19 protein-coding genes are annotated in these 22,288 nt (G+C 62.1%); 9 read left to right on the forward strand and 10 right to left on the reverse strand.

Going from position 1 to position 22,288, the window contains the following annotated elements:
- Positions 1–81 precede the first annotated feature (81 nt).
- Both BC360_RS18960 and BC360_RS18965 read left to right on the forward strand, forming a co-directional pair.
- Complete coding sequence (locus BC360_RS18960) at positions 82–1,095, forward strand: zinc-binding alcohol dehydrogenase family protein (protein ID WP_065796498.1); 1,014 nt, start codon at positions 82–84, stop codon at positions 1,093–1,095.
- Between the two features lie 337 nt (positions 1,096–1,432).
- Complete coding sequence (locus BC360_RS18965) at positions 1,433–1,717, forward strand: DUF6894 family protein (protein ID WP_065796499.1); 285 nt, start codon at positions 1,433–1,435, stop codon at positions 1,715–1,717.
- A 203-nt stretch (positions 1,718–1,920) separates the two neighbouring features.
- Here the strand turns inward: BC360_RS18965 and BC360_RS18970 are convergent, their stop codons facing one another.
- The 5 genes from BC360_RS18970 to BC360_RS18990 form a co-directional block, all read right to left on the reverse strand.
- Positions 1,921–4,164, reverse strand: a complete 2,244-nt coding sequence (locus tag BC360_RS18970) for a TonB-dependent receptor (protein ID WP_083222630.1) — start codon at positions 4,162–4,164, stop codon at positions 1,921–1,923.
- A gap of 184 nt (positions 4,165–4,348) precedes the next feature.
- Positions 4,349–5,287, reverse strand: coding sequence for a FecR family protein (locus BC360_RS18975; protein ID WP_065796501.1), 939 nt, complete (start codon positions 5,285–5,287; stop codon positions 4,349–4,351).
- Between the two features lie 151 nt (positions 5,288–5,438).
- Positions 5,439–5,960, reverse strand: a complete 522-nt coding sequence (locus tag BC360_RS18980) for an RNA polymerase sigma factor (protein WP_065796502.1) — start codon at positions 5,958–5,960, stop codon at positions 5,439–5,441.
- A gap of 565 nt (positions 5,961–6,525) precedes the next feature.
- Positions 6,526–6,843 carry a hypothetical protein gene (locus BC360_RS18985; protein ID WP_139110106.1) on the reverse strand — a complete coding sequence of 106 codons (318 nt, stop codon included), beginning with the start codon at positions 6,841–6,843 and terminating at the stop codon, positions 6,526–6,528.
- Positions 6,844–7,201: 358 nt separating this feature from the next.
- A complete protein-coding gene (locus BC360_RS18990; protein WP_208858198.1) occupies positions 7,202–8,254 on the reverse strand; it encodes a GGDEF domain-containing protein in 1,053 nt (350 codons plus the stop codon).
- A 59-nt stretch (positions 8,255–8,313) separates the two neighbouring features.
- Here BC360_RS18990 and BC360_RS18995 point away from each other — a divergent pair, with 59 nt between their 5' ends.
- The 4 genes from BC360_RS18995 (at position 8,314) to BC360_RS19010 (ending at position 12,055) form a co-directional block, all read left to right on the forward strand.
- Positions 8,314–9,249 (forward strand): LysR substrate-binding domain-containing protein, encoded by a 936-nt coding sequence (locus tag BC360_RS18995; RefSeq protein ID WP_139110107.1) that lies wholly within the window; start codon positions 8,314–8,316, stop codon positions 9,247–9,249.
- A 72-nt stretch (positions 9,250–9,321) separates the two neighbouring features.
- Positions 9,322–10,485 carry an adenosylhomocysteinase gene (locus tag BC360_RS19000; protein ID WP_065796504.1) on the forward strand — a complete coding sequence of 388 codons (1,164 nt, stop codon included), beginning with the start codon at positions 9,322–9,324 and terminating at the stop codon, positions 10,483–10,485.
- 12 nt (positions 10,486–10,497) lie between these two features.
- Positions 10,498–11,526, forward strand: coding sequence for a Gfo/Idh/MocA family protein (locus BC360_RS19005; RefSeq protein ID WP_065786144.1), 1,029 nt, complete (start codon positions 10,498–10,500; stop codon positions 11,524–11,526).
- A 166-nt stretch (positions 11,527–11,692) separates the two neighbouring features.
- A complete protein-coding gene (locus tag BC360_RS19010) occupies positions 11,693–12,055 on the forward strand; it encodes a hypothetical protein (RefSeq protein WP_065786145.1) in 363 nt (120 codons plus the stop codon).
- Positions 12,056–12,207: 152 nt separating this feature from the next.
- Here the strand turns inward: BC360_RS19010 and BC360_RS19015 are convergent, their stop codons facing one another.
- Positions 12,208–13,155 (reverse strand): LysR family transcriptional regulator, encoded by a 948-nt coding sequence (locus tag BC360_RS19015; protein WP_065786146.1) that lies wholly within the window; start codon positions 13,153–13,155, stop codon positions 12,208–12,210.
- A gap of 190 nt (positions 13,156–13,345) precedes the next feature.
- Between BC360_RS19015 and BC360_RS19020 the strand changes: the two genes are divergently transcribed.
- The gene (locus BC360_RS19020; RefSeq protein WP_065796739.1) at positions 13,346–15,028 is read left to right on the forward strand and encodes a GMC family oxidoreductase; all 1,683 of its coding nucleotides are present in this window, start codon (positions 13,346–13,348) and stop codon (positions 15,026–15,028) included.
- An 89-nt stretch (positions 15,029–15,117) separates the two neighbouring features.
- On the opposite strand, the gene BC360_RS19025 is transcribed toward BC360_RS19020, so the two are convergent.
- Both BC360_RS19025 and BC360_RS19030 read right to left on the reverse strand, forming a co-directional pair.
- Entirely contained in the window at positions 15,118–15,981 is an 864-nt protein-coding gene (locus tag BC360_RS19025) for an alpha/beta fold hydrolase (protein ID WP_065796505.1), read from the reverse strand.
- Between the two features lie 232 nt (positions 15,982–16,213).
- Complete coding sequence (locus BC360_RS19030; protein WP_065796506.1) at positions 16,214–17,065, reverse strand: type 1 glutamine amidotransferase domain-containing protein; 852 nt, start codon at positions 17,063–17,065, stop codon at positions 16,214–16,216.
- A gap of 118 nt (positions 17,066–17,183) precedes the next feature.
- On the opposite strand from BC360_RS19030, the gene BC360_RS19035 reads away from it, so the two are divergent.
- Positions 17,184–18,089, forward strand: coding sequence for a LysR family transcriptional regulator (locus BC360_RS19035; protein WP_065786149.1), 906 nt, complete (start codon positions 17,184–17,186; stop codon positions 18,087–18,089).
- A gap of 152 nt (positions 18,090–18,241) precedes the next feature.
- Positions 18,242–18,919 carry a hypothetical protein gene (locus BC360_RS19040; RefSeq protein WP_065796507.1) on the forward strand — a complete coding sequence of 226 codons (678 nt, stop codon included), beginning with the start codon at positions 18,242–18,244 and terminating at the stop codon, positions 18,917–18,919.
- A gap of 127 nt (positions 18,920–19,046) precedes the next feature.
- Here BC360_RS19040 and BC360_RS19045 read toward each other — a convergent pair whose 3' ends face one another.
- Together BC360_RS19045 and BC360_RS19050 are read right to left on the reverse strand one after the other, a co-directional pair.
- Positions 19,047–21,116 (reverse strand): prolyl oligopeptidase family serine peptidase, encoded by a 2,070-nt coding sequence (locus tag BC360_RS19045; RefSeq protein WP_065796508.1) that lies wholly within the window; start codon positions 21,114–21,116, stop codon positions 19,047–19,049.
- 153 nt (positions 21,117–21,269) lie between these two features.
- A complete protein-coding gene (locus BC360_RS19050) occupies positions 21,270–22,217 on the reverse strand; it encodes a LysR family transcriptional regulator (RefSeq protein WP_065796740.1) in 948 nt (315 codons plus the stop codon).
- Positions 22,218–22,288 lie beyond the last annotated feature (71 nt).

A 22,288-nucleotide genomic window follows, 5' to 3' on the forward strand; every position in this document is an offset into this window, starting at 1 on the left:
CACTATGGGCTTTATATGTGCGTTCTTGCGATGTAGCAGCATAGTGCGCATCTTGGTTGTGTTCAACCGATGGAGCTATCAATGCGAGCCGTAGCCTACCAAGTCCCCCAGCCGATCGAAGCCGAAACGTCGCTGGTCGATATCGACCTGCCGCGCCCGGAGCCCAAGGGCCGGGACATCCTCGTCGAAGTCAAAGCGGTCTCGGTCAATCCGGTCGACACGAAGATCCGTCGCGGTGCAAAGCCCGAAGCCGGGCAGTGGAAGGTGCTCGGCTGGGATGCCGCCGGCGTCGTCAGCGCCGTCGGACCGGACGCGTCCTTCTTCAAGCCAGGCGACGAGGTCTTCTATGCCGGCGCCATCAACCGCTCCGGCACCAATGCCGAATTTCATCTGGTCGACGAACGTATCGTCGGCAGAAAGCCCAGATCGGTGGACTTTGCCGCCGCTGCCGCCCTGCCGCTGACATCGATCACCGCTTGGGAAATGCTGTTCGACCGCCTCGAAGTCACCCGTCCGGTCGCAGGTGCTGCCAATGCGATCGTCATCATCGGCGGCGCCGGCGGCGTCGGCTCGATCGCCATCCAGATCGCGCGGGCGCTCACCGATCTCACCGTCATCGCCACCGCGTCGCGCCCTGAAACGGTCGAATGGGTGAAGTCGCTCGGCGCCCACCACGTCGTCGACCATCTGCAGCCGCTTGCAGCGCAGATCGAAGCCCTCGGGACAGGTCAGCCCGGTTTCGTGTTCTCGACAACCAACACGGACGACCATCTCGACCAGATCGTCGAACTGATCGCACCCCAGGGACGCTTCGGGCTGATCGATGACCCGAAGCAGCTTGATGCGCTTCCGCTCAAGCGAAAAAGCATCTCGCTGCATTGGGAGCTGATGTTCACGCGCTCGCTGTTTGCAACCGCAGACATCGAGAAACAGAACGCGCTGTTGAACAGCGTGTCGGAGTTGGTCGATGCCGGCAGGATCCAGTCCACGCTCAACGAGAATTTCGGAACGATCAATGCGGCCAATCTCAGGCGCGCGCACGCACTGATCGAGTCCGGCAAGGCCAAGGGCAAGATCGTGCTCGCCGGCTTCTAGGCAAACGGGACGCATTGCGTGACGGGCTGCTTGCCCGCCCTCTGCAACTGGTGTTCCTCAACCAGATTTCACGCTGATCGAAATCGAAGCCTCAGCCTTCCAGAAGCGCCTTGCCAAGCCCGTGGCAAGGCGTTTCTGCATTCGGCAGCGAGCCGATTGATCCTGAGCACCACCGGCAACCGACCCAGCGCAATTGCCCGCCGGCAAGAGACCGGATTGCGCGCTGCTGCCTGTCACGCATCAGTCACGCGCCAAGGGAGCTGCGACGTGTTAATACAACCATACCCGAAGCGGCGCGGGTGTTTGTCGTCAATCGCCGCATGGTTTGAGAGAGATCATGCAACGCTATCTTTTTCACATCCACCTGGCAGGCGATACCAGCCGCGACAAAGTCGGCACGCTGCTTGCCGACGATAGCCAGGCGGTCGAACACGGACGCCAGGTTGCGGACGAGATCGCCGAAGAGGATGAATACCGGGGCGTCATCGTCGCAGTCGAGAATGCCGAGGGCCGCCTGCTGGCACGTTTGACGGCCTCTAGAGCCATGCCTCCCTGGTTGATCGCGAGATCAAAGTTCGAGCATGCCTGGGCGGGACTGAGCATCGACTTCAGCAAACTATAGTCCGAAGAATTTTTCCGGGCCGCACTGGGCTTCCGATGCCAGACAAACTTGCCGGCAAGGTGGAAGAGGCATCGCTACTGCATAATTCCTTAAATCGGAATCGATCTAAGGATAAATTATGCAGCAAGTTTAAAGTGTTACAGCGTCCTTAGCGCGTCATGTTTGACGCGCGGCGCTGTAATGCCTCTTCCGTCAATATCATCTCAGAATGTCGCCTTGGCGCTCAGGATGAAGGAGCGGCCGGGCTCGTAGAGCGGCGTAACGGTGCCGAATTCCTGGCCATAGGTGGCACGCGCGGAATAGGTCTCGTCGAACACGTTCCTGATCTCCGCGCGCAACGTCAGATTGCTGTGGCTCGGCGGTTGATACTCGACGAAGGTGTTGAACACCTTGTAGTCTTCCAGGGTTGGGCTTCCGACTGGGACATCATCATTGTCGAGCGCAATCTCGACATCGCCGCCGACGGTGACGCCCCAATCGATGAAGCTGTGCGCCGCCAAAAGCGTGATGAACTGGCCGGCGGGGGCCGCGAGATAGATCCCGGTGTCGGAATCGGCCGGCTTGCCGTCGATCGACACATCGATATTGGCATACTTGACCTTGAAGTATCCGTCGCCCCAGTCATAGCCAGCGCCGACCTCGAAGCCCTTCGAGCGCACGTCATGGTTCTCGATCGCCTTTGCGACCGCGTATTTGGCGGTGCGCGCGTCGTCGATATCGGTGCGGAAGAGGCTGCCTTCCAGGGTGAAACCGTCATGCTTGGCGACAAGGCCGAAGGCGTAGTTGTCGGCCGTGCTCGGTTCCGGCCCGTCCCCGTAATTCCACCGCGGGTTCATGATGAAGTTTTCGGCAAGCGGAACGCCGGCCCAGACATGGGAATAACCTGCCTTGGCCGTCAGCAGGTCCTCGATGAGATCATATTCGCCCGAGACGTTGCCGCTGAAGCCGGCGTTGTCCCACTTCTCATTTCTGGTGCCGGTGAACCATTGCTGGTCGCCGCGCACACCGAGGGAAAGTCGGGTTCGTTCCCACGGCTCCAGCCGCGCCTGCGCATAGATGCCGACATTGCGGGCGCGCTCGGTCGAAGCGTCGAAAGGATCTTCGAGCTCGGCCTTGTCGTTGTAGAAATCGACACCGGCGGTGATGCTGCCGAGATCGAAGCTGAACTTGTTTTCGAACTTGCCGTTGAAGCTGCCGGTTTCGCCGGCACCGGGATAGGGGACGGATACCGTGCTTGGCGGCACTGGTCGGGGGAAGATCGGGATCTCAAGCCGCGTCGAGCTATAGGCCAGCACGACGGTTGGATCCCACCAGCCCTCAGGCGTGCTGTCGGTATAGGAGAAGACCGTGTTCTGCCGGTCGAGCGTGTAGTCGCGCACGCGCGGTTCCCACGGCGGGCGGCCGCTGATAAAGCCGGTATTGGCGCGGAACGGGCGCGGGGCGTCGTCATAGACGCGCTCGTGGCTGATCTCGAAACGATCGCCGCTCTCGAATTCGTAAGCGGCCTTGCCGAGCCCGCTCAAGAGATCCGTGCGCGTCCCTTCGACGATGCTGCCGTTTCCGGACTTGAACTCGTCGCCCTTGGCGAAATTGAAATAGCCGAGGAATTCGAGCCCTTCCTGCATGCCGTAGGCGGAGATCCCGGTCTGGAAGGTCTTGCCGTTGAAATTGTAGTTGGAACTGATGAAGCCGCCATATCCGTCGCCGTCGAGCAGATCGCGCGCATCCTTCGTCTCGTAGGCAATGGCGCCGCCGAGCGCGCCCGGCCCCGCATCCGCCGGCGCGATGCCTGCATCGACGCGCACAGCCTTCAAGAGACTTGGATCGATGAGGTTGGTCGCGTTGTGATGGAAGACCTTGTTGTTCTGGCGGCCGCCGTCCATGGTGACGGCGAGATTGTTTTCCTCGATGCCGTGGACATAGACTTTCTGCGACATCGGCAGCGAACTGCCAACCTCGATACCCGGCTCGCCGCGGAAGACGTCGGCAATGTTGGCCGGATTGCGCTGCTCGAGATCTTTCTGGCTGATAACGATTTCGCCGACCCCGGTGGCGTCCCCGAACACCGAGATCGGATCAAGCGCCGTGGACCCATCCGCCGGCATCACGGCCGCGCCACCACCGGCCGCCCCGGTGCCGATCACCGCCGTCCTTCCACCGGAGATACGATACTCGATGCCTGTGCCCGAAAGCAGCCGCGCCAAAGCCTCCTCCGGCGCATAGGAACCGACGACGGCCTTGGACATGACCCCACGCGAAACCGAAGCGGCAAGCGTCACCTGCAGGCCCGATTGCCGGCCGAAGGCATTGAGCGCATCGGCAAGCGGTTGGGCGGGCAGGTTGAAGCTGCGCGTCGCACTCGCGTGAGACGGTGCATCCTGCGCAAGTGCCGGGCTGGGCCAGTTCAGCAACGAGGCCAGGCAAATTGCCATTGCCGTCGTTGCCATTAGCCGCCCCATGGGACGCCCGCCGTCGTCGCCCCACGTCAAACGACGGGATCCCTTGCGGCCTTGCGATATGTACATCGTATTCTCATCTCCTTGAACTGCGCTCCGTTGCCGAGCGCTTTCCAACAAAGACGAGGACCTCAGGTCTTTTTCTCAAATAATTTGAATTTTCGTGTCAGGATTTTCAGTATTGCGTCAGGATGCGACCATAGGTCGAAAAGGTGCGGACGCGGCCGCCAAAGGGCTCGACCAGTGCCTTCAAGGCACTGTCCGGATCGTGAAGATCGTAGAGGCCCGTCACCTTGAGACCGGCGAGCTTTCGGTCCGGCACGGCGATCCACGCCGAGTGGTAACGTTGAAGCTGCTCGGCAACCGCGCTGACGGAGGCGTCCTTGACGAATATCCGCCCGCTGCGCCAGGCAGCGATCTGATCTGGCTGGATGGTGTCGCGCGTAATCGCGCCGTCGCTCCTGTTCACGACAGCCATCTCGCCCGGAAGCAGCCTGAAGTCTTGCTTTTGCCTGGCCTCGTCGAGCGAGAGCTGAACGACGCCTCTTTCCAGCTCGACGGTCGTCTCTTCTCCCGCAAGCCGAACGTCGAAAGCGGTACCGACGACCAGGACCTTGACGCCTCCCGCCTCCACCGTAAACGGACGCGCCGGATTGTGCGCGACATCGAAAAACGCTTCGCCGGAAAGCAGGGTGACATGGCGTCCGGCGGCGGACATTTCGGTCTTGATGGCACTGTCGCCGCCAAGTTCGATGACGGTCCCGTCTTCCAGCGCCACTCTGGCATTCTGGCCGGTGGCAGTGATGTGATCCGCCTGAAGGCGGATCAGCAGGGACGGGCCGGCAAGGACGAGAAACAGGGTCGCAGCAATGGCCGCGACGGCGCCCATCGCCGGGCGACGCCAGCGGCCCCTGGTGATCGGAATGACATTGGCGCGCGGCGCGCCTGCCCACAGATGTTCATAGGCCGGAGCCGCTTCGCCCATCAGCTGCCACGTCCGCAGCGCATACTGCCAAGCCCGTTGGTGATCGCCTGACTGATGCAACCACCGCTGGAAATCGGCGGTCAGGTCGGGACAATTGGGCTCAGCCTTCAGCCGCAGAAACCAGTTCATGGCTTCTTCCAGGGTAGCGGCCGCGATTTCCTGATCTTGGGTCAATTACTTCCTACGCCGGTCTCGGCCCCTTCTGAGACACTCTTATCCGAACAATCCCTCTTTTGACAAAGACGAATGACGCGAATTTTTTTCTCAAGGGGTGACCACTTTAAGTCGCGTTGACCAGAAGCGCAGTGGCAATCTTCATCATTGCTGAGCTGACATAGCGATGAGCACTGGCAGTCGATATGCCCAGATGCGCTGCCACTTCTTCAAGCGTGTAGCCGCCGAAGCGATGCATCTCGACGGCAACCCGCGCCTCGACAGGCAATTCGGAGAGTATCTGAGAAATCCTACGAACATCGTCGCACAGCAATGTCGATTGTTCCGGTGTCGGCACATCGGCCGGGACGGACCAGAACGGGGCATCATCCTGGTGATCGATCGCCGAGACCTTCCGACGCCGCAGCACGTCGAGCGAGAGGTTCCTGACCGTGCGGTAGAGATAGGCGAGGAGCTGGCCCTTCGAAACGGATCGGGCGCTGGAGGGCAGGAACCGAACAAACGCATCCTGGACGATATCTTCGGCAGCATCGCGGGAACCGAGCAGGCGGACCGCGTAGGCGATGAGCGCCGGACGGTGGGCAAGAAAGATATCGACACGCGTTTCGGATTGGGTCTCGGTCGTCATGGGATCCTGGCCGGGAGCGGGTTCGTCCGCGGTTATCGCTTTGCGCGAACGGGGCGTAAAATTGAAAACATGTGTGTAATAGTCAAGTTTAAAATTCCGCCTGGCGCCAACTTTTCCCGCGGAAGAAGGAGAGTGTGTCGCAATCGCCGCCACGGTGGACGCTGCCGCGCTTACAGCGCCGCGCGTCAAGTATGACGCGCAAAGGACGCTGTAACGCTTTAAACTTGCTGCATAATCTTATCCTTAAATCGGATCCGATTTAAGGATAAGATTATGCAGCAGGCGCGCGAGACAGCGCGAACGGTGTGAAACCGACCAGATTACCAAATGCAAAGCGGCGGTCACGATCGCCGATGGCCACAATCAAGGTCCTGCGCCGGTGGCGTTTGTGGCAATCCTGAAGGGTCAGAATCTCGTCCCCAGCAGCTTGGCATTGAGGGACGCGCGGTCGCCACGCCTTGCGAAACGCGCTTTCGGCCGGAAACAGCAGGCCGCGATCCCGGCATGATCGCAGCACGAGATGTGACGATTGGTCCAGGCCGGGACTACACCGACGTGGTCGGTATTAGCTGCCAGCCCCCATAACCTTCCGCATGGTCCCGTCGGGGACGGCAGTATCGGAAGCGCCACTGAACGCGAGAACCTTCTTCGCCGCGTCTTCCGCGAGCGCCTCCCAGCTGTTTCTGATGGTTGTTGCCATCTGGATCCAGGATCGGTCGACGCCGTTCTCCTCAAGCGCCACGATCAGTACATCCATCCGCTCGACACACTCGTCGATGTTCACGTGCAGCCGGGATACCTGGTCGAGCGTGATACCGGGATGACCCAGCAGCCTTGGTATGGTTGCAGCCGCCTTTTTGACGAGCTCGTCTTCTTCGATCAACGATCGCTGCCACGCCTCACACATACGCGCCCCCATACTCACACTCCGAACGACAGGATCGGCGCAGGCCCGATAGGGGTCAACTCACCCAAACGGGCATGAAAGCGGCAATACATCCGTCATACGGTGGAACCTTAGTCCCTCTGGACAGGTTGCGCGCTGCGAAAGATCGGGTACAGGTCCAGGCGACGAAAGCGGCACACACTCCGCCGACGGGTCTTTGAACATGGCGCCACGCCGATTGCCATGGCTCAAACGACGGTGATCTGATTGCGACCGTTGCGTTTGGATTGATAAAGGCCCTCGTCGGCCCGCCGCAAAATATCGCCGATCGCCGCGTCCGACCGGGAAATTTCCGTCAGGCCACCCTGATCGTGGAGAGAAGCTCCAGCTTGTTCTGCAGTTCCAACGAGACCTGCTGACGCAGCCTGTCTGCGATCAGCTCGCCCTCGCCGCATGTCGTCGCCGGCATCAGCACAACGAACTCGTCGCCGCCGAGGCGTGCAAGGACGTCGTCCGGCCGCAGCGCCCGCCGGCAGACGGCTGAAATCGTCGCCAGCAGATCGTCGCCAACGGAGTGCCCAAGTTCGTCATTGACTGCCTTGAAGTTGTCGACATCGAACATCAGCAGGCATGTCGGCCGGCAAGTACGCGAGGCCAGATCAAACTCGATCGCAAGCACGTCAAGCAGCTTTCGGCGATTGTAAACTCCGGTCAGGGGATCGGTTTCGCTTTGCAGGCGCAGCTGATGCTCCACTGCATTCTTTTCGGTGATGTTGCTGGCAACCCAGACCACGGCGTCCTCGCCGTCGACGGGGAAATCGAGTGCCTGCACCCGTCCTTCAAACCAGATCGGATGATCGGGGCCGGCAGCTTCCAGGCCCTTAACATCGCATCCTGCAAGACTGTATTCGACGATGTGCAACGCCTGGGACGCAAGCGCCTTTTCGATTTCCAGGGCAAACCACAGCGCCTTGTCATAGGCAAGAACATCAAAAACGCTTTGTCCGACAAGACTGCTGCCGTCATGATAGTAGCGGTGGTCGGCCCCTCCAAACAGGGCCGCATAGCGGCCGCTGCGTGTCAGTATAAACGCCGGGTCGGGCAAGGCGGCAAGAATGAGAGTGAGCTGATCGCGGGAGAACCGCACCTCGTTCTTCACAGGTGCATCCTCAGCGGCGTGACTGGTCGATACGCTCATGACGATGGCATCCAGCATTATCTCCTTCCCTTGTCTCCTCTGCCAGAAACGGAAGAGCAGGCGGCGCAGACTTGGCTCGGAGCGATGCTGTCGCAAAAAACCTTCGAAATATTCAATTTTCCTAAGCCACATCCATCCGCGTGCGTGGGGATCCTCAAGGGCGCATCCGGAGGTGGCGAGGAACGCAAGCCATAAGCGATAATGCCGCATTCGACAGCCGGTAGCCTCATGGTCTATGCACCAGGCTCCGATGACGCCGGAGGCGCATGATGCAAACAGACGAACTGCAACTGAAACCCGTGCGCCCGTTGCCGCCGCTCAATGCGTTACGCGCCTTCGACGCGCTGGCCAGGTGCGGCAGCCTGCGTGCGGCCGCGATCGAGCTCGGCGTCGTGCCCGGTGCCGTGCGCCAGCAGCTTGCAAGCCTTGAGGAGCATTTCGGCTTTCCCCTGCTCGATCGCCAAGGTGGACGCGTGACGCTCAATCCGGCAGGTCGGCGGTTGGCCGATGCCGTCGGTGTCGCCTTCGCCATCGTGTCGCGCGCGGCGGATGAGATATCGTCGAGCGGCAGCACGGTCCGGCTGCGACTTGGCGCGCCGATGCCGATGGCGTCGACCTGGCTCATGCCGCGCTTGCTGGCGTTGCAGCGCGGCGTCGCTGGGCTTGAGGTCGACATCGTTCCGGTTGCCGTCAACCAGTCGCTGACCGATATGCCCGAGATCGATGCCCTGATCGTCGGCGGCGAATACCGACCGCTGCCCGACATCGCTGCAGCCGCTTTCATGGACGATCGGTTCGGCCCGGTGCTTGCGGCCGGGCAACCGTGCCCCGGCAATACGCCCGATCTCGCGGAAATGACCGCGCTGGTCGCCCGCAACGTGCCCTACCTGTGGGACGACTGGTTTCGCGAAAGCGGCAGTGCCCCGGTCCGCTTCCGCAAGCGGATCGAGGTGGACGACCTCACGCTCGCGCTTAGTGCCGCCCGCAGCGGGCTCGGTGTCACCATCGCTCCTGCGGCATCGATCGAGGCGGAACTTCGCGCCGGTGCGCTCGAAGCGCCCTTTGGTTTTGTCAGCCGGCCGACCGGCTATCGGCTCTGCTGCCGCATTGCAGACAGGGATCGCAAGCCGATCGCCGCCCTTCGCGCCTGGCTGCTCGCAGAGGGGCGACGCCTGGAAGGAAAACTGCCCTCCGCCGCAGTTTAATGTCTCTGTCACGGCGCATGTTGCCCGGACTATCCTTGCCGGCACCATCGACAGACAGCCAGGACCATCACCATGAACACCTCCAGCCACCCGTCCCGCATCGAGTGGGTCGGGCAAAGCTGCGCGCTTCTGCGCGCCACCGCCGCCGAGTTTCAGACAACCCGCCCGTTCAAGGGCTTGACGATCGGCACGGCGATCCATCTGGAGCCGAAGACGGTTGCCCTGTTGATGACGCTCAGAGCCGGTGGAGCCGAACTCGTGGTGACCGGCAATCTGAACAGCACCCAGCCGGCGACTGTCGACTATCTGAAAAGCCAGGGCATCGCTGTGATCGGTGGACAGACGACTGATGCGAAGGCGCATTCGGGCTTCATCGATGCGCTGCTCGATCACCAACCCGACCTGCTGCTCGACAATGGCGGCGACCTTTTCGCCCGTGTCGCCGAACGGCCCTATCGGAAACTGCTCGGCGGCACGGAGGAAACCACTTCCGGCCGGACACGGCTGGAGCCGATGCGCGGTGCCATCGGCCTACCGGTGCTGGTGATCAACGACAGCCCCATCAAGCAGTTTGCAGAAAACCGTCATGCGGTCGGCCAGAGCCTGTTCGAAAGCTACATGCGCTTCACCAATCGCTCGACCAATGGCAAGCGCGTAACCGTTTTCGGCTATGGCGCCTGCGGCAAGGGCACCGCCGCCTGCTTCCGCAATGCCTACAGCGCCGTCAGCGTTGTCGACGTCGATCCGGTCGCCGCACTCGAGGCCCATCTCGACGGCTTCTCGACGCCCAGACGCGATGACGCCATACACTCGGCCGACGTGATCATCACGGTCACGGGCTCCGCCAATATTCTGAGGACGTCCGATCTCCCCGCTTTCAAGGACGGCGTGGTCCTTCTCAACGGCGGGCACTTCCCGCGCGAGATCGACGTTGCCGGCATGCGTGCCGACAACGTGGTGGTGGCAGCAGAAACCTACGTCGACGAGGGCATCGAGACGCTCGTCCTTGCCGATGGACGCCGCATCCATATTCTCGGTGCCGGCCACATGGCCAATCTTGCCGGGCCAAGGGCACTTGGCAATTCGGTCGAATCCATGGATCTCGGCTTTGCGCTTCAGGCCCGCTGCCTGGAGCGGGTGGCGAGCCGCACGCTCGACGCCTCGATGTGCGTCGTGCCGGTGCCGAAGGATATCAACGCCCTTGTGGCATCCGCCTATCTCGAACTGCACCGCTGAGGGAACTGATATATGCTGCGCTGGGGAATTCTTGGAACGAGCTTCATCTCCGACACGATGGCCGAGGCCATCTCTGCGAGCGACGGTTCCCGCATCGAGGCCGTGGCCGGGCGCGACCTCCAACGGCTTTCCGATTTTTCCGCCCGGCACGGTATTGCAAAGCACTATTCCGGTTACGACGCGTTGCTCGACGATCCGGCCATCGATGTCGTCTATGTCGGTCTGCCCAACAACATGCATCACGAGGCGGTGCTGCGTGCCGCGAACAAGGGCAAGGCCGTTCTGTCGGAGAAATCGCTGACCACGACGATGGCCGAAGCGGACACCCTGGCGCAGGCCGTGCGCGCCAACGGCACCTTCTTTCTCGAGGGCCTGATGTATCTCTGCCATCCGGTGATGGCCAAGGCTGGCGAAATCCTCCAGTCCGACCGGCTTGGGGCGATCCGGTCGGTATCCGGTCTCTACGCCGCCGATATCTGGAAATTCGTCAACCCGATGGGCAAGGGCACGATCTTCAATCTCGGTTGCTATCCCGCTTCGCTGCTGCATTACGTGATCCAGACGGCCTGCGGACAGGATGTCTTTTCCAGACGAGCAATCACCGCCTTCGGAAACGTCTCGCCGCATGACGGCAATATCTGCGACGCGAGCCTGTCGGTTCGTTTCGACAATGGCGTTCTCGCCACGCTGCAGTCGACCGACAGCTTCGGCATGTCCTTCGCGTTTTCAATCCACGGGGAGCGCGGCACCTTACGGTTCCTTAGCAATCCGTGGCTGCCGGTGGCGGGCGAAAATCGCTTGGAACTCTGCGAATACGGCCACGCCCCCGAGGAAATTGTCGTGTCGTCCGACCATGACGCGTTCGGGCATCAGGTGCGACTGGTGGAGAACGGCCTGAAGGCAGGGTTGAAGGAAGCCCGGCGCCCCGCGCCGCGGCTGGCCGATTCGCTTGAGATCATGTCGCTGCTGTCCGACTGGGACGAGCAGGCGAGAATGTCGTCCGTCAGGAGCAGCGTTGCCCTCCTCTCCCCAAAAAGCTGAGCCGCTCCCGCCCCGTCGCAACCTAATTTCGGCCGCCTGGGCACAAAAGCAGGCGACGCCACCAAAAATGAATGCGAGCGGACCTTGCGCACCGCTTCAAACGTTATGGTTTGCGCGTAACAATTCCGAACCGCGCGAGGGGCGCGCGGCTTCTTTTGGGGGACTTGTGAGAAGATTGTTGCTCGCTGCGGCGCTGTTTCTGGCCGCAGCCGCGGCCGGAAACGCCCAGACCGTAAACGCCGGCAAGTACACCGTCGAAGGCACGAACCTGGATGGCTCCAGCTATTCCGGTACGGCGGAAATCACGCTTGCCAGCGAGACCACCTGCGTCATCGAATGGGACACGGCAGGCGTAAAATCAACCGGCGTCTGCATGCTCAATGGCAACGCCTTCGCCGCCGCCTACGTCCTGGGAGATGTCCTCGGGCTCATCGTCTATAAGGTCAACGGCGACGGTTCGCTGGACGGCACCTGGACGATCACCGGCAAGGACGGAAGCGGCACCGAAACGCTGGCCGAAGCGAAGTAACCTTCGCCACGGCGTGCCCCGCAACAGGCGGGCAAGGTCGAAACCATCGATGATCAAGCAAAACGAATGCGGCAGGCTGGAGCGCGCCGCATTCGTTTTGACGAACAGTGCTGCCGGCGAATGTAAGTCGGCCAACGCTTGCGGCGCGATCGTCAGGCGGGCTCTCGGCGGTCCGTCCGCCATATCCTATCGATGACTTCGAAAGCGAGCGCGACGTTGGGATCGGTGCGTCGGGGCCGAAGACAGACGAAGCCGAGCGTGGTTTCGAGTTTGACCCGGTCGGCAATGACGAGGCCGTTTGCCTGTTGTTCGCTAAGCGCAATCGATTCCCGGCAGAGACTGAGACCAAGGCCGGTGCGAACCATGGCCAGCATCGACGTTTCTTGATCGACGAGGGCAACGACGTTCTGCCTGAGGTTCAGATCACCGAGCTTCCTGGCAAGCAGCCGATGATGAACGGACGCCGGCGGCGTTCCGATCCAGGGCAGTGCCGCAAGCTCGCTCCAGTCCCGCCCGGCGACGATGCCGGCAAAGGCCGGCGGTGCGACGACGCGATAGGTCAACCTCGACAGCGGCTTGACGAAGAACTGCGCCTCGGACTCCTGAACCTGGATATCCGTGCTTGTGCCGAAATCATCGAGGTCGCCGAGAAAGAACCCGACATCGAGTTCGTTGCGCTTCAGACCGATCGCGACTTCACCACTCATTCCCTGGCGTAGGGTGGTTTCAATACCCGGCCCGCTTTCGACCAGGGCCTGGAGAAAGGCGCCGAGCCGGGTGAACTCCGGGTCGATGATCGTGCCGATCCGCAGCTTGCCGCGAAGCTGCGCCGTCAGATGCATCGCCGTCTGCCGGAACTCGGTCACGGACGCCAGCACCTGCTCGCCCTTGGCCGCCAGCAGCGCGCCGTCGCGGGTCAGTTCGAGCCCGCTGGCGGTTCGATGAAACAGCCTGAGGCCGAGTTCCTGGGACAGGCGCTTCACCTGCAGGCTGACGGCAGGCTGGGTCAGATGCAAGAGTTCGGACGCCCGCGTGACGTTACCTTCCCGCGCCACCGTGACGAAGGCCCGCAGCAATCGCAGATCCAGATGATCGGCCATATAAAGCTTCCTTATAATGCTCGGTGCTATTTATCATTGGATTTCACCTTCCGGTAGCCGTTTACTGATCCTCGGAGGATCGCAATGCCGCGATCATCGATGGAAATTATAAAGGCGGATGATTTCGGCCATCGAGCAGCATACGCTGCGGCTCACTCGTCCGCTTGCGCCGTATTGGGAAATGCTTGCGATGAAGTCCGACACCTCGACTGCTGACGCTGCCGTTTTCGACTATGTGGTCGTCGGCGCCGGCTCGGCGGGCTGCCTGCTTGCCAACCGGCTCAGCCACGACCCCGGCAAACGGGTCCTCTTGATCGAAGCGGGGCGGCGCGACAACTATCCCTGGATCCATATCCCCGTCGGCTATCTCTATTGCATCGGCAATCCGCGCACCGACTGGCTCTACCAGACCGAGCCGGAAGCGGGATTGAACGGACGATCGCTGCGCTATCCGCGCGGCAAGACGCTTGGCGGCTGCTCCTCGATCAACGGCATGATCTACATGCGCGGACAATCGCGCGACTATGAGAGCTGGGCAGCCCAGACCAACGACCGCGAATGGTCTTGGGAGAATTCGCTTCAGGATTTCAAGGCGCATGAGGATCACTACCGGCTCGACGCTGGCGCCGATCCCATAACCGGCGACAACAGCCGGTTTTCCGATATGCATGGCCGCGGCGGCGAGTGGCGCATCGAAAAACAGCGGCTGAAATGGGATATCCTGGAATCCTTCGCCGAGGCCGCCGTGCAGGCAGGCATCCCGCGATCGGCCGACTTCAACAGCGGCGACAATGAGGGCGTCGGCTATTTCGAGGTCAATCAGAAGTCAGGCTGGCGATTGAACACCTCCAAGGCCTTTCTGCGGCCGGTGCGCCATCGCCGCAATCTGGTCGTCTGGACGGAAGCAGAGGTTGACAAGCTGCTGATCGAAACCACAGCCGATGGGCGCAAGCGCTGTACCGGCGTCTCGCTTTATCGCGGTCGCGACAAGGCGACCGTGCGGGCGACGGCCGAGGTTGTTCTTTCCGCCGGAGCCATTGGCTCGCCGCAGATCCTGCAGCTCTCAGGCATCGGACCGGCCGCGCTGTCGCGGGCCATGGGCATTTCCGTCGAACACGATGCCCCCGGGGTCGGCGAAAACCTGCAGGACCACTTGCAGATCCGCGCCGTCTTCAAGGTGAGGAATGCCAGAACGCTGAACACACTGGCGAGCAATCTCGCCGGCAAGGCCCGGATCGGGCTCGAATACGTGCTGAAGCGCAGCGGACCGATGAGCATGTCGCCGTCGCAGCTTGGCGCCTTCACCCGCTCCGACCCCGAGCGCGCCCATGCCAACCTGGAATATCACGTGCAACCGCTCAGCCTCGACGCCTTCGGCGAGCCCCTGCACAGCTTTCCGGCTTTCACCGCCAGCGTCTGCAATCTCAACCCGACGAGCCGCGGCCACGTGCGGATCCGGTCGCGCCATCGCGGCGACGCGCCGGCAATCGCTCCGAACTATCTGAGCACGGACGAGGACCGCAAGATCGCCGCCGACAGCATCCGGCAGATCCGGTCGATCGTCAGCCAGCCGGCGCTGGCACGACACGAGCCGGTCGAATGGAAGCCCGGCATCGAGTTCCAGAGCGATGGCGAGCTGGCGAAACTTGCCGGCGATATCGCCAACACCATCTTTCACCCCGTCGGCACCGCCCGGATGGGCGACAAGGACGACGACATGGCCGTTGTCGACAGCCGCCTTCGGGTTCGGGGGATCGAGGGACTGCGCGTGGTCGATGCCAGCGTGATGCCGACCATTACCAGCGGCAACACCAGTGCGCCGACGATGATGATTGCGGAGAAGGCCGCACGCTGGATCATCGGCGACGCGTAGAAGCGGGCGTAGTCAGAGCGCCGTTGCAACGACGCCTGCACGGATCGAACGGCGCACCTCTCCCGATCGGGCAAGATGCGCCGCAGTTTCTATTGGAACATGCCCTTCGGCGTCTCGCCCTTGAAGAAGGGCACGACCAAGGCTTCGAGCAGATCCGGCTGGTTGATGACGGCCGTGTGCGATGTTGCCGGCAGGATGGCGAGCCGCGAGGCCGGCAACGGCTTGCCCATGTCCCCCATGCCGCCGCCGCCGAGCAGCCGGAACATCGCCACGGAATGTTCCAGTGTCGCGACATCGGCATCGCCGGCGATGATCAGCACCGGGGTCTTCAATGCCTTCACGTCCTTTTCCCAGGCCATCGGTTCCTTCTCGAGCACAATCAGCTTGGCGACAAGCGCCGGGAAGCCGTCCGGATTGGCGGCAAGCTTGCGGTAGTCCTCGGCAAACGGCATGCCGACGAACATCTCCACCGTCATCTGCGGGATGAATGCCTTGAACTCCGGTTGCCAGCCTTCTGCATCGTAGCCGACCGAGGCCGCCGCCAGCTTGTTGACCTTGTCCGGATGGCGGATAGCGAGTTGCAGCCCGGCGGCCGCGCCCATGGAGTAGCCGAACACATCAGCCTTCTTGACGCCGACGGCATCCATGAACGCCGCCACGTCGTCTGCCAGGTTTGGGTAGGTAATCGGCCGATCGATGTCGGTCGTGCGTCCATGCCCCTGGAACTCGATCGCATAGACCTTGTTGGTCTCGGCGAGCTTGGGAATGATCGCGCCCATGGACGGAATGTTCATGTAGGCGCCGTGCAGGACGATCAGCGGCTCGCCCTCGCCGGACACTTCGTAGTACATCTTCATGCCATTGACCTCGACCCGCTCGCCAACCGGCTGGCTGTCGGCAAAAGCCGGCCCGGCAATGAGCAGGGCTGCGGCGATAAGGGCAGTGCGGAACATATCTCTTTCCTCGCGGTTTCATGCGTTTTTGCCAACGCTGACAATAAGACGAGCGAACTCCTCGCGAGCCGACATGGCCCTGCAAATATTTTGATCGCGATCGCACGGGAGCCACAAACGGTCCTTTGGCGGGAGCGGATTGGGTTAAGGAAGCATAGTTCGACGGCATGGAAAAGACCTCGCCGTCCCTGGGACAGCGAGGCCACCTTTCCGGTCGTGAAGCTGATCGGCGCTACTTCAGCCGCTCGACGAGCATTTCGCCGACCTGCAAGGCAGAGGCGGGATTCTGCCCGGTGATCAACTCCCGGTCGACCACCACATTTGCCTGCCAGGGCGCCGCATTGCTCTCATATTTTCCACCCGCCGCCTCAAGCGCCGTCTGCGGATAGAACTTCATCGCGCCGCCATCGAGCAGGCCCTTGGCGAGTTCCTCTTCCTGGTTGCTGATGACGGTCATGCGGTAGCCCGAATAAATCCATTTCGGACGATCGGGGTGCTGCGAGGCTTCGAGCTGGTCGGTGAACGTCTTTGCCTCCGCCAGTGTCGAAAGCAGTGCGATCGGGCCGTGGCAAACCAGAGCGGTGACCTTGCCGTTGCCGTGGAAGTGGGCGAGCAACTGCCCAAGCTGCCTGTCGTGCAGCAGATCCTGCATCGGCGCATGGCCGCCAGGGATGTAAACGGCATTGAAGGCCGCATAGCCGATCTGCGCAACCCGGGCGAGGCCGATCACCGGCGACTTTTCCGGCGAGGTGATGGCGAGTTCGTCGAGCAGATCCTGGTAGACTTTCATCTGATCGGCACTGCCGCCGAAATAGGCCGGGTCCACGGATGTCCTGTCGACCGTCGGCACTTGCCCTCCAGGCGTAGCGAAGGTGATCTCGTGGCCGGCCTCGAGCAGGAGCTTCACCGGCTGCATCAACTCATTGAGATAGAAACCGGTCTCGAACACCTTGCCGTCCCTGAGGTCGAGATGATCGGAACCGGAAAGCACGACTAGCACCTTGGCGGCATTCGCATCGGCGGCGGCAAGGGTGAGCGCTAGCGCGGCGGCAAGGCCGCGCAGCCATTTCGTCAAGTTGGCCATGATTTTCACTTTCAAAGATTGCAGAAGCGTCAGTTCGCTGGTCTCGCAGGACTTTATTACCCCCCTCAGAGGCGATAAACGCTCTCAACTTCAATTCATTTGTTCTCAGGAGACAAGGATGGCTCGTCGTTTCGATTATCTTGCCGATGTCGAAGTATTCGTGGCGGTGGCCGAGCACGGATCGTTGACGGCCGGCGCCATCGCCCTTGGAACGACACCCTCCGTCGTCAGCCGCGCCATATCGAGGCTCGAAGCGCGGCTCGGCAGCCAGCTCCTGCGCCGCACCACAAGGCGGATCGGGCTGACCCACGACGGACAGCATTTTCTGGATCAGGCACGCTCCGCCTTCTCGACCATCGACGACGCCGAGCGCGCGATCCAAGGCGGTAGCGGCCAGGTCGCCGGCCGCGTCCGCCTCAGCGTACCGACGACATACGGGCACTTCCGGCTGCCGCCTCAACTCTGCCGGTTCCGAGCCCTTCATCCCAAGGTCGAAGTCGAGCTCAATATCACCAACCGCAACGTCGATCTGGTTGCCGAAGGCTTCGATCTCGCCATCCGCATGGGTTCGTTGCCGGACAGCGGCCTTATTGCCCGCAAGATCGAGGACGGGGCGATGTGCCTTGTCGCCGCGCCCGACTATATCGCCCGTCGCGGGACCCCACAGAGCATCGCCGATCTCGATCGTCACGACTGCGTGCCCTTCGTCATGCCGAGCACCGGCAGGTTCGCGCCCTGGATGTTCCGCGACAATGGTCAGGATCTCGACTGGGTACCCACTTCCGGCGGGCTGCGGGTGAGCGACGACGTTCTCGGCGTCATGTCGATGGCCGAGCACGGTGCGGGCATCTGCCAGACCTACGATTTTGTCGTCGAGCGTGCTGTCCAGCAGGGGAGGCTGGTCGAACTCCTGCCCCAGATGAACGGGCGAACGAGGTCGATCTCGATTGTCTATGCCCCCAACCGCCGGCTTTCCGCCGCGTCCCGCGCGCTGATCGACGTCTTGAGTGAACGGCGGGGTTGATCGGGAGAATGTTCGGCCGCGTGGCGCGGCCCGACGCAATCTATCCGACTGCATCCCCTAAACACACGCAAAGTCACAAAACTGTCACAAACAAAAGGCCGGATCGCCCGCGTTCAGTTCCGATTTGCCAGAACATGCGAGGACGAGACGCCATGAATGCCAAGGCACAGACGCATTCGCCGCCGGTCCGAGCCGGAAGGTGGCATCGATCGGAGGCCAGCTCGATCATCGCCGTCATGCTCGTTTCCGTCGGCATTCTCGCGTCGCTCGTGGTTGCCGACAGGGTCTTCGGCATTGACTACTATGATCTCGTTCGCGACCCGAACGCCATTGCGCACAACCCTGGCTACTTTGGCCTGGTCTCGAATATCGGGATAATCCTGTGGATCTTCGGCGCGGCTGCAGCACTTCAGGCTTTTGCGGCGACAGGCGCCGAAGGAGCCACACCTCTGCGGCGGACACTCCTTGCCGGCGGGCTCTTTGCGGCCCTGATGGGTATCGACGATTTCCTCATGCTGCATGAGGCGGTCGCGACCACGGGCATCCCGGAGGAAATCGTCCTCGTGCCGCACATGCTGGTGCTTTTTACCCTGTGCTACTGCGCCTATGCCGTTCGGGCAGCAACGCCGCGATTGCTGCTCGTCGGCTCGGTCCTGTCGATGGGACTGTCCTTCGCCGCCGACATCGCCCCGATCCATGTCGGCGGGGCGACCTTTGTCGAAGAGGCCTTCAAGCTCGTCGGCATTCTGTTCCTGACCGCCTATCTCGTCGCCATCAGCCACAAGGCGCTGCGACAAGGCGGGGCGTCGCGACGCCCTGCCATCGGATAGGTGCCAGCATGGGCTACAGCGCCGCGCGTCTATTTAGACGGGCAAAGGTCGCTGTAACACTTTGAGTTGCGGCATAATTTCGTCCTTCAATCGATCCCGATTTAAGGGATTGTGCAGTAAGCTGCGTTCATTTCGTCCCGCCGCTCAACGCCTGCTCCAGAAAGACATATTTCATCGCCGTCTGGGCTGCCTGTATCCGGCGGTCGCCGCGCCCGCCATGACCGCCTTCCGTTTCCTCGAAGAACAGCGCGTTCGAATGGCCGGCGGCCTGCAGCCGTGCGGCCATCTTGCGCGCATGGCCGGGATGGACCCGGTCGTCGGCGGTCGACGTCGTCAACAGTACCGGCGGATAACCGGCGTCATCAGCGACGTGTTGGTAGGGCGAATAGGCCGCCAGCCAGCCCGCTTCCTCGGGCTTCGACGGATCGCCATATTCCGCCATCCAGGACGCACCCGGCGGTAATTCGGTATAACGAAGCATGTCAAGCAACGGCACTTCGATGATCACCGCGCCGAAAAGCTCGGGCCGCTGGGTCAGGGAGACACCGGTGAGCAGGCCGCCGTTCGACCCACCTTGAATGCCGAGCATGGCAGGGGTCGATATCCCGCGCCGCACCAGGTCTTCGGCAACGGCGGCAAAGTCATCGAACGCGTTCTGCCGCTTGTCCCTGAGCGCCGCCTGGTGCCATCGCGGGCCGAACTCGCCACCGCCGCGGATGTTGGCCTGGACATAGGCGTAGCCCTTTTCGAGCCAGAGCTTGCCGCGCACGCCGGCATAGGCAGGCAGAAGCGGGACTTCGAAGCCGCCGTAGCCATAGAGCAATGCCGGCATCGGCTCTTGCTGGTCGCGACGCCTCACGACAAAATAGGGAATGAGGGTGCCATCCCTCGAGCGTGCCTCGAACTGTTCCGATATCAGTTCAGCCGCATCGAACCGCGCGGGCTGCGCCTTGACCGTCGCCAGCGTCTCGCCGTCATCGTCAGACCAGATGATCGAACTCGGCGTCAGGAAATCGGTGAAGGAGAACGAGACGCTGGAGCCGAACTGATTGATGTGGCTGATGCCGACATTACCGTTTTCGGGCAGGGCCACGGGAGTGAGCGACCATCCGCGTTCGCCACGCTCTGCAAAGACCACACGGCCACGGACATTGTCCATAAGGCTGATGAACAGACGGTCGCGCGTGTTGGCGACATGCGCGATCGAAACGCGCTCCGCGGGTGGCAGCACCGTTTCGATGGAGCCGATGTCACCCGTTTCGAGCCAGCGCTTGAAATCGAAGGCGTAGAGCCCGTCCGGCAGGCATGTCACGCCACCCGGCGCGGACCAGGCGCCGCGCACGCCGAAGACGATCTGGCCGTTCTGAATGGCAATGTCGACGACATCGTCCGGCAGCGGCAGCCGCCGGTTTTCGCCTGAAGCCAGCCTTACGAAATGATGGCCGGAATAAAAATCGATCGTTCTCGTCAGCAGCAGATATTGCACGTCGCCGTCGAACTCGAGCGAACCGCTGGCGGCCAGATCCTCGACCTGCGCTTCGAAGATCGGTGTCGCCTCGCTCAGGCTCGTGCCCCGCTTCCACAGCTTCACGACGCGAGGATAGCCGGACTGCGTCCGTTCTTGCTCCTCGAAGGCAGCGGCAACGATGACCGTATCGATGTCGAGCCAGCTGAAGTTCGATTTCGAAACGGGCGCCCGAAATCCGTCTTCGACAAAGGCCCCGGTTTCGATGTCGAACTCGCGCATCTCGCTGGCGTCGCCGCCATCGGGCGACAGGCTCATGAGGCAGCGGTCGAACTCCGGATAAAGACGGCGCGCGCCACTGAACACCCATTTGACGCCTTCCTCATGCGAAAGCGCGTCGAAGTCGATGATCGTCTGCCAGTCCGGCTTGTCGCTCTTGTAGGAGGCAACAGTGGTGCGACGCCAGAGGCCGAGCGCGTTGGTCTTGTCCTGCCAGAAGTTGTAGACATGACCGCGCAGTTCATACCCGACGGCGATGTTGTCCTCCGCGGTCATCAGTTCCAGCGCCGTTTCGAACAGCGACCGATAGGAAGGATCACCCTGCAGCCTCTCCTTCGTCAGCGCGTTCTGGCGATGCACCCAGTCGAGCGCGGGCTGCGACGTCCTGTCCTCCAGCCAGAGGAACGGATCTTCGGCAATCGTCGAAAGATTTGGCGAAACGGACTTGGTCATGAAATCTCCAGCGGCAAAATCATCGTGGGCATCGGGAGGTATGGCAGCGGTATATGTTGTCTCGTCACCTGGCTTTGCAATGCCAAAGGTCGATTAACGGCGTGCTCAGGTTGGGCCGGCACGGTCTGCCGATAGGCCGCCCGCAAACCTCCGTCACCCCAACGGCGTCGCGTCGTCCTCGGGCGGCTCGTCCGTTCGCCGATCGGCGAGCTGCGCCAGGCAAACCTCACGGACGCAGGCGCGCAGCCAGCGATGCGCCGGATCGGCATCGAGCCGCGGGTGCCAGAGCATCGAAACCGTAACCTCAGGCACCGAGACCGGCAGAGGGAAACTGTGCATGCCGGCGCGCAGGTTTCCGGTATGCCGCTCGGGCACGCTGGCGATCAAGTCCGATCCGCGGGCGAGAGCCAGCGCCGCCGAGAAGCCCCCGACCGTGGTGACGATCTGCCGCTCCAGGCCGAGCTTCTCCAGGGCCTCGTCGATCGGTCCCCTGTCGAGACCCCGCCGGGAGACGAGCACATGCCGGCCGCGGACATAGCCAGCTGAAGTCACCGGGCCCTGGCTCAAGGGGTGCTCCTTGCGCACCACGCCGATGAAGCAATCCCGGAACAATGCCTGCGTGCGCACTTCGGGGCCGGTTGCCAGCCCGATCACGCCAGTTTCCAGATCGACGCTGCCGTCGCGCAGCGCGCTGCTCTCCTTGTTCGGCTTTGGCAGGAAACGCAGATGAACACCCGGAGCTTCAGCACCGATGCGACGAAGGAGGTCGGGACCGAAATTCTCCACAAACCCCTCGCTCGTCCGCAGCGTGAAGGTGCGGGTGAGCCGGCTGAGGTCAAGCATCTCAGCCGGGCGCAGGACCGCCTCGGCATCGTCGACGAGTTGGCCGACGCGCTCGCGCAGGTCCAGCGCCCGCGGCGTCGGAACGAGACCGCGCCCGGCCCGCACCAGAAGCGGGTCACCCGTCACCTCCCTGAGCCGCGCCAGTGCCCGGCTCATGGCCGAAGGGCTGAGCCGCAGCCGTTCGGCGGCTCGCGCGACGCTGCCTTCCGCAAGCAGGACATCAAGGGTGACCAGCAGATTGAGATCGGGTTTCGACATCTGCTTGGTATAGCGCAGTTTCATCGGGATGAGGCGTGCCATGCATGAATAAAGTGCAAAGCATGCGCGTT

The sequence above is a fragment of the Ensifer sp. LC163 genome (assembly GCF_001695855.1).
Lineage (GTDB): Bacteria > Pseudomonadota > Alphaproteobacteria > Rhizobiales > Rhizobiaceae > Ensifer.

What these genes read in the sequence shown, in the direction of transcription:
- BC360_RS19040 (WP_065796507.1), top strand. Translation starts at nt 18,242, where the DNA reads ATGAATGCCAAGGCACAGACGCATTCGCCGCCGGTCCGAGCCGGAAGG.
- BC360_RS19050 (WP_065796740.1), bottom strand. Translation starts at nt 22,217, where the DNA reads ATGTCGAAACCCGATCTCAATCTGCTGGTCACCCTTGATGTCCTGCTT.
- BC360_RS18995 (WP_139110107.1), top strand. Translation starts at nt 8,314, where the DNA reads ATGCAAACAGACGAACTGCAACTGAAACCCGTGCGCCCGTTGCCGCCG.
- BC360_RS18990 (WP_208858198.1), bottom strand. Translation starts at nt 8,254, where the DNA reads ATGCGGCATTATCGCTTATGGCTTGCGTTCCTCGCCACCTCCGGATGC.
- BC360_RS18965 (WP_065796499.1), top strand. Translation starts at nt 1,433, where the DNA reads ATGCAACGCTATCTTTTTCACATCCACCTGGCAGGCGATACCAGCCGC.
- BC360_RS19035 (WP_065786149.1), top strand. Translation starts at nt 17,184, where the DNA reads ATGGCTCGTCGTTTCGATTATCTTGCCGATGTCGAAGTATTCGTGGCG.
- BC360_RS19045 (WP_065796508.1), bottom strand. Translation starts at nt 21,116, where the DNA reads ATGACCAAGTCCGTTTCGCCAAATCTTTCGACGATTGCCGAAGATCCG.
- BC360_RS19020 (WP_065796739.1), top strand. Translation starts at nt 13,346, where the DNA reads ATGAAGTCCGACACCTCGACTGCTGACGCTGCCGTTTTCGACTATGTG.
- BC360_RS18975 (WP_065796501.1), bottom strand. Translation starts at nt 5,287, where the DNA reads ATGAACTGGTTTCTGCGGCTGAAGGCTGAGCCCAATTGTCCCGACCTG.
- BC360_RS19015 (WP_065786146.1), bottom strand. Translation starts at nt 13,155, where the DNA reads ATGGCCGATCATCTGGATCTGCGATTGCTGCGGGCCTTCGTCACGGTG.
- BC360_RS19000 (WP_065796504.1), top strand. Translation starts at nt 9,322, where the DNA reads ATGAACACCTCCAGCCACCCGTCCCGCATCGAGTGGGTCGGGCAAAGC.
- BC360_RS18980 (WP_065796502.1), bottom strand. Translation starts at nt 5,960, where the DNA reads ATGACGACCGAGACCCAATCCGAAACGCGTGTCGATATCTTTCTTGCC.
- BC360_RS19025 (WP_065796505.1), bottom strand. Translation starts at nt 15,981, where the DNA reads ATGTTCCGCACTGCCCTTATCGCCGCAGCCCTGCTCATTGCCGGGCCG.
- BC360_RS18960 (WP_065796498.1), top strand. Translation starts at nt 82, where the DNA reads ATGCGAGCCGTAGCCTACCAAGTCCCCCAGCCGATCGAAGCCGAAACG.
- BC360_RS19030 (WP_065796506.1), bottom strand. Translation starts at nt 17,065, where the DNA reads ATGGCCAACTTGACGAAATGGCTGCGCGGCCTTGCCGCCGCGCTAGCG.
- BC360_RS19005 (WP_065786144.1), top strand. Translation starts at nt 10,498, where the DNA reads ATGCTGCGCTGGGGAATTCTTGGAACGAGCTTCATCTCCGACACGATG.
- BC360_RS18970 (WP_083222630.1), bottom strand. Translation starts at nt 4,164, where the DNA reads ATGGCAACGACGGCAATGGCAATTTGCCTGGCCTCGTTGCTGAACTGG.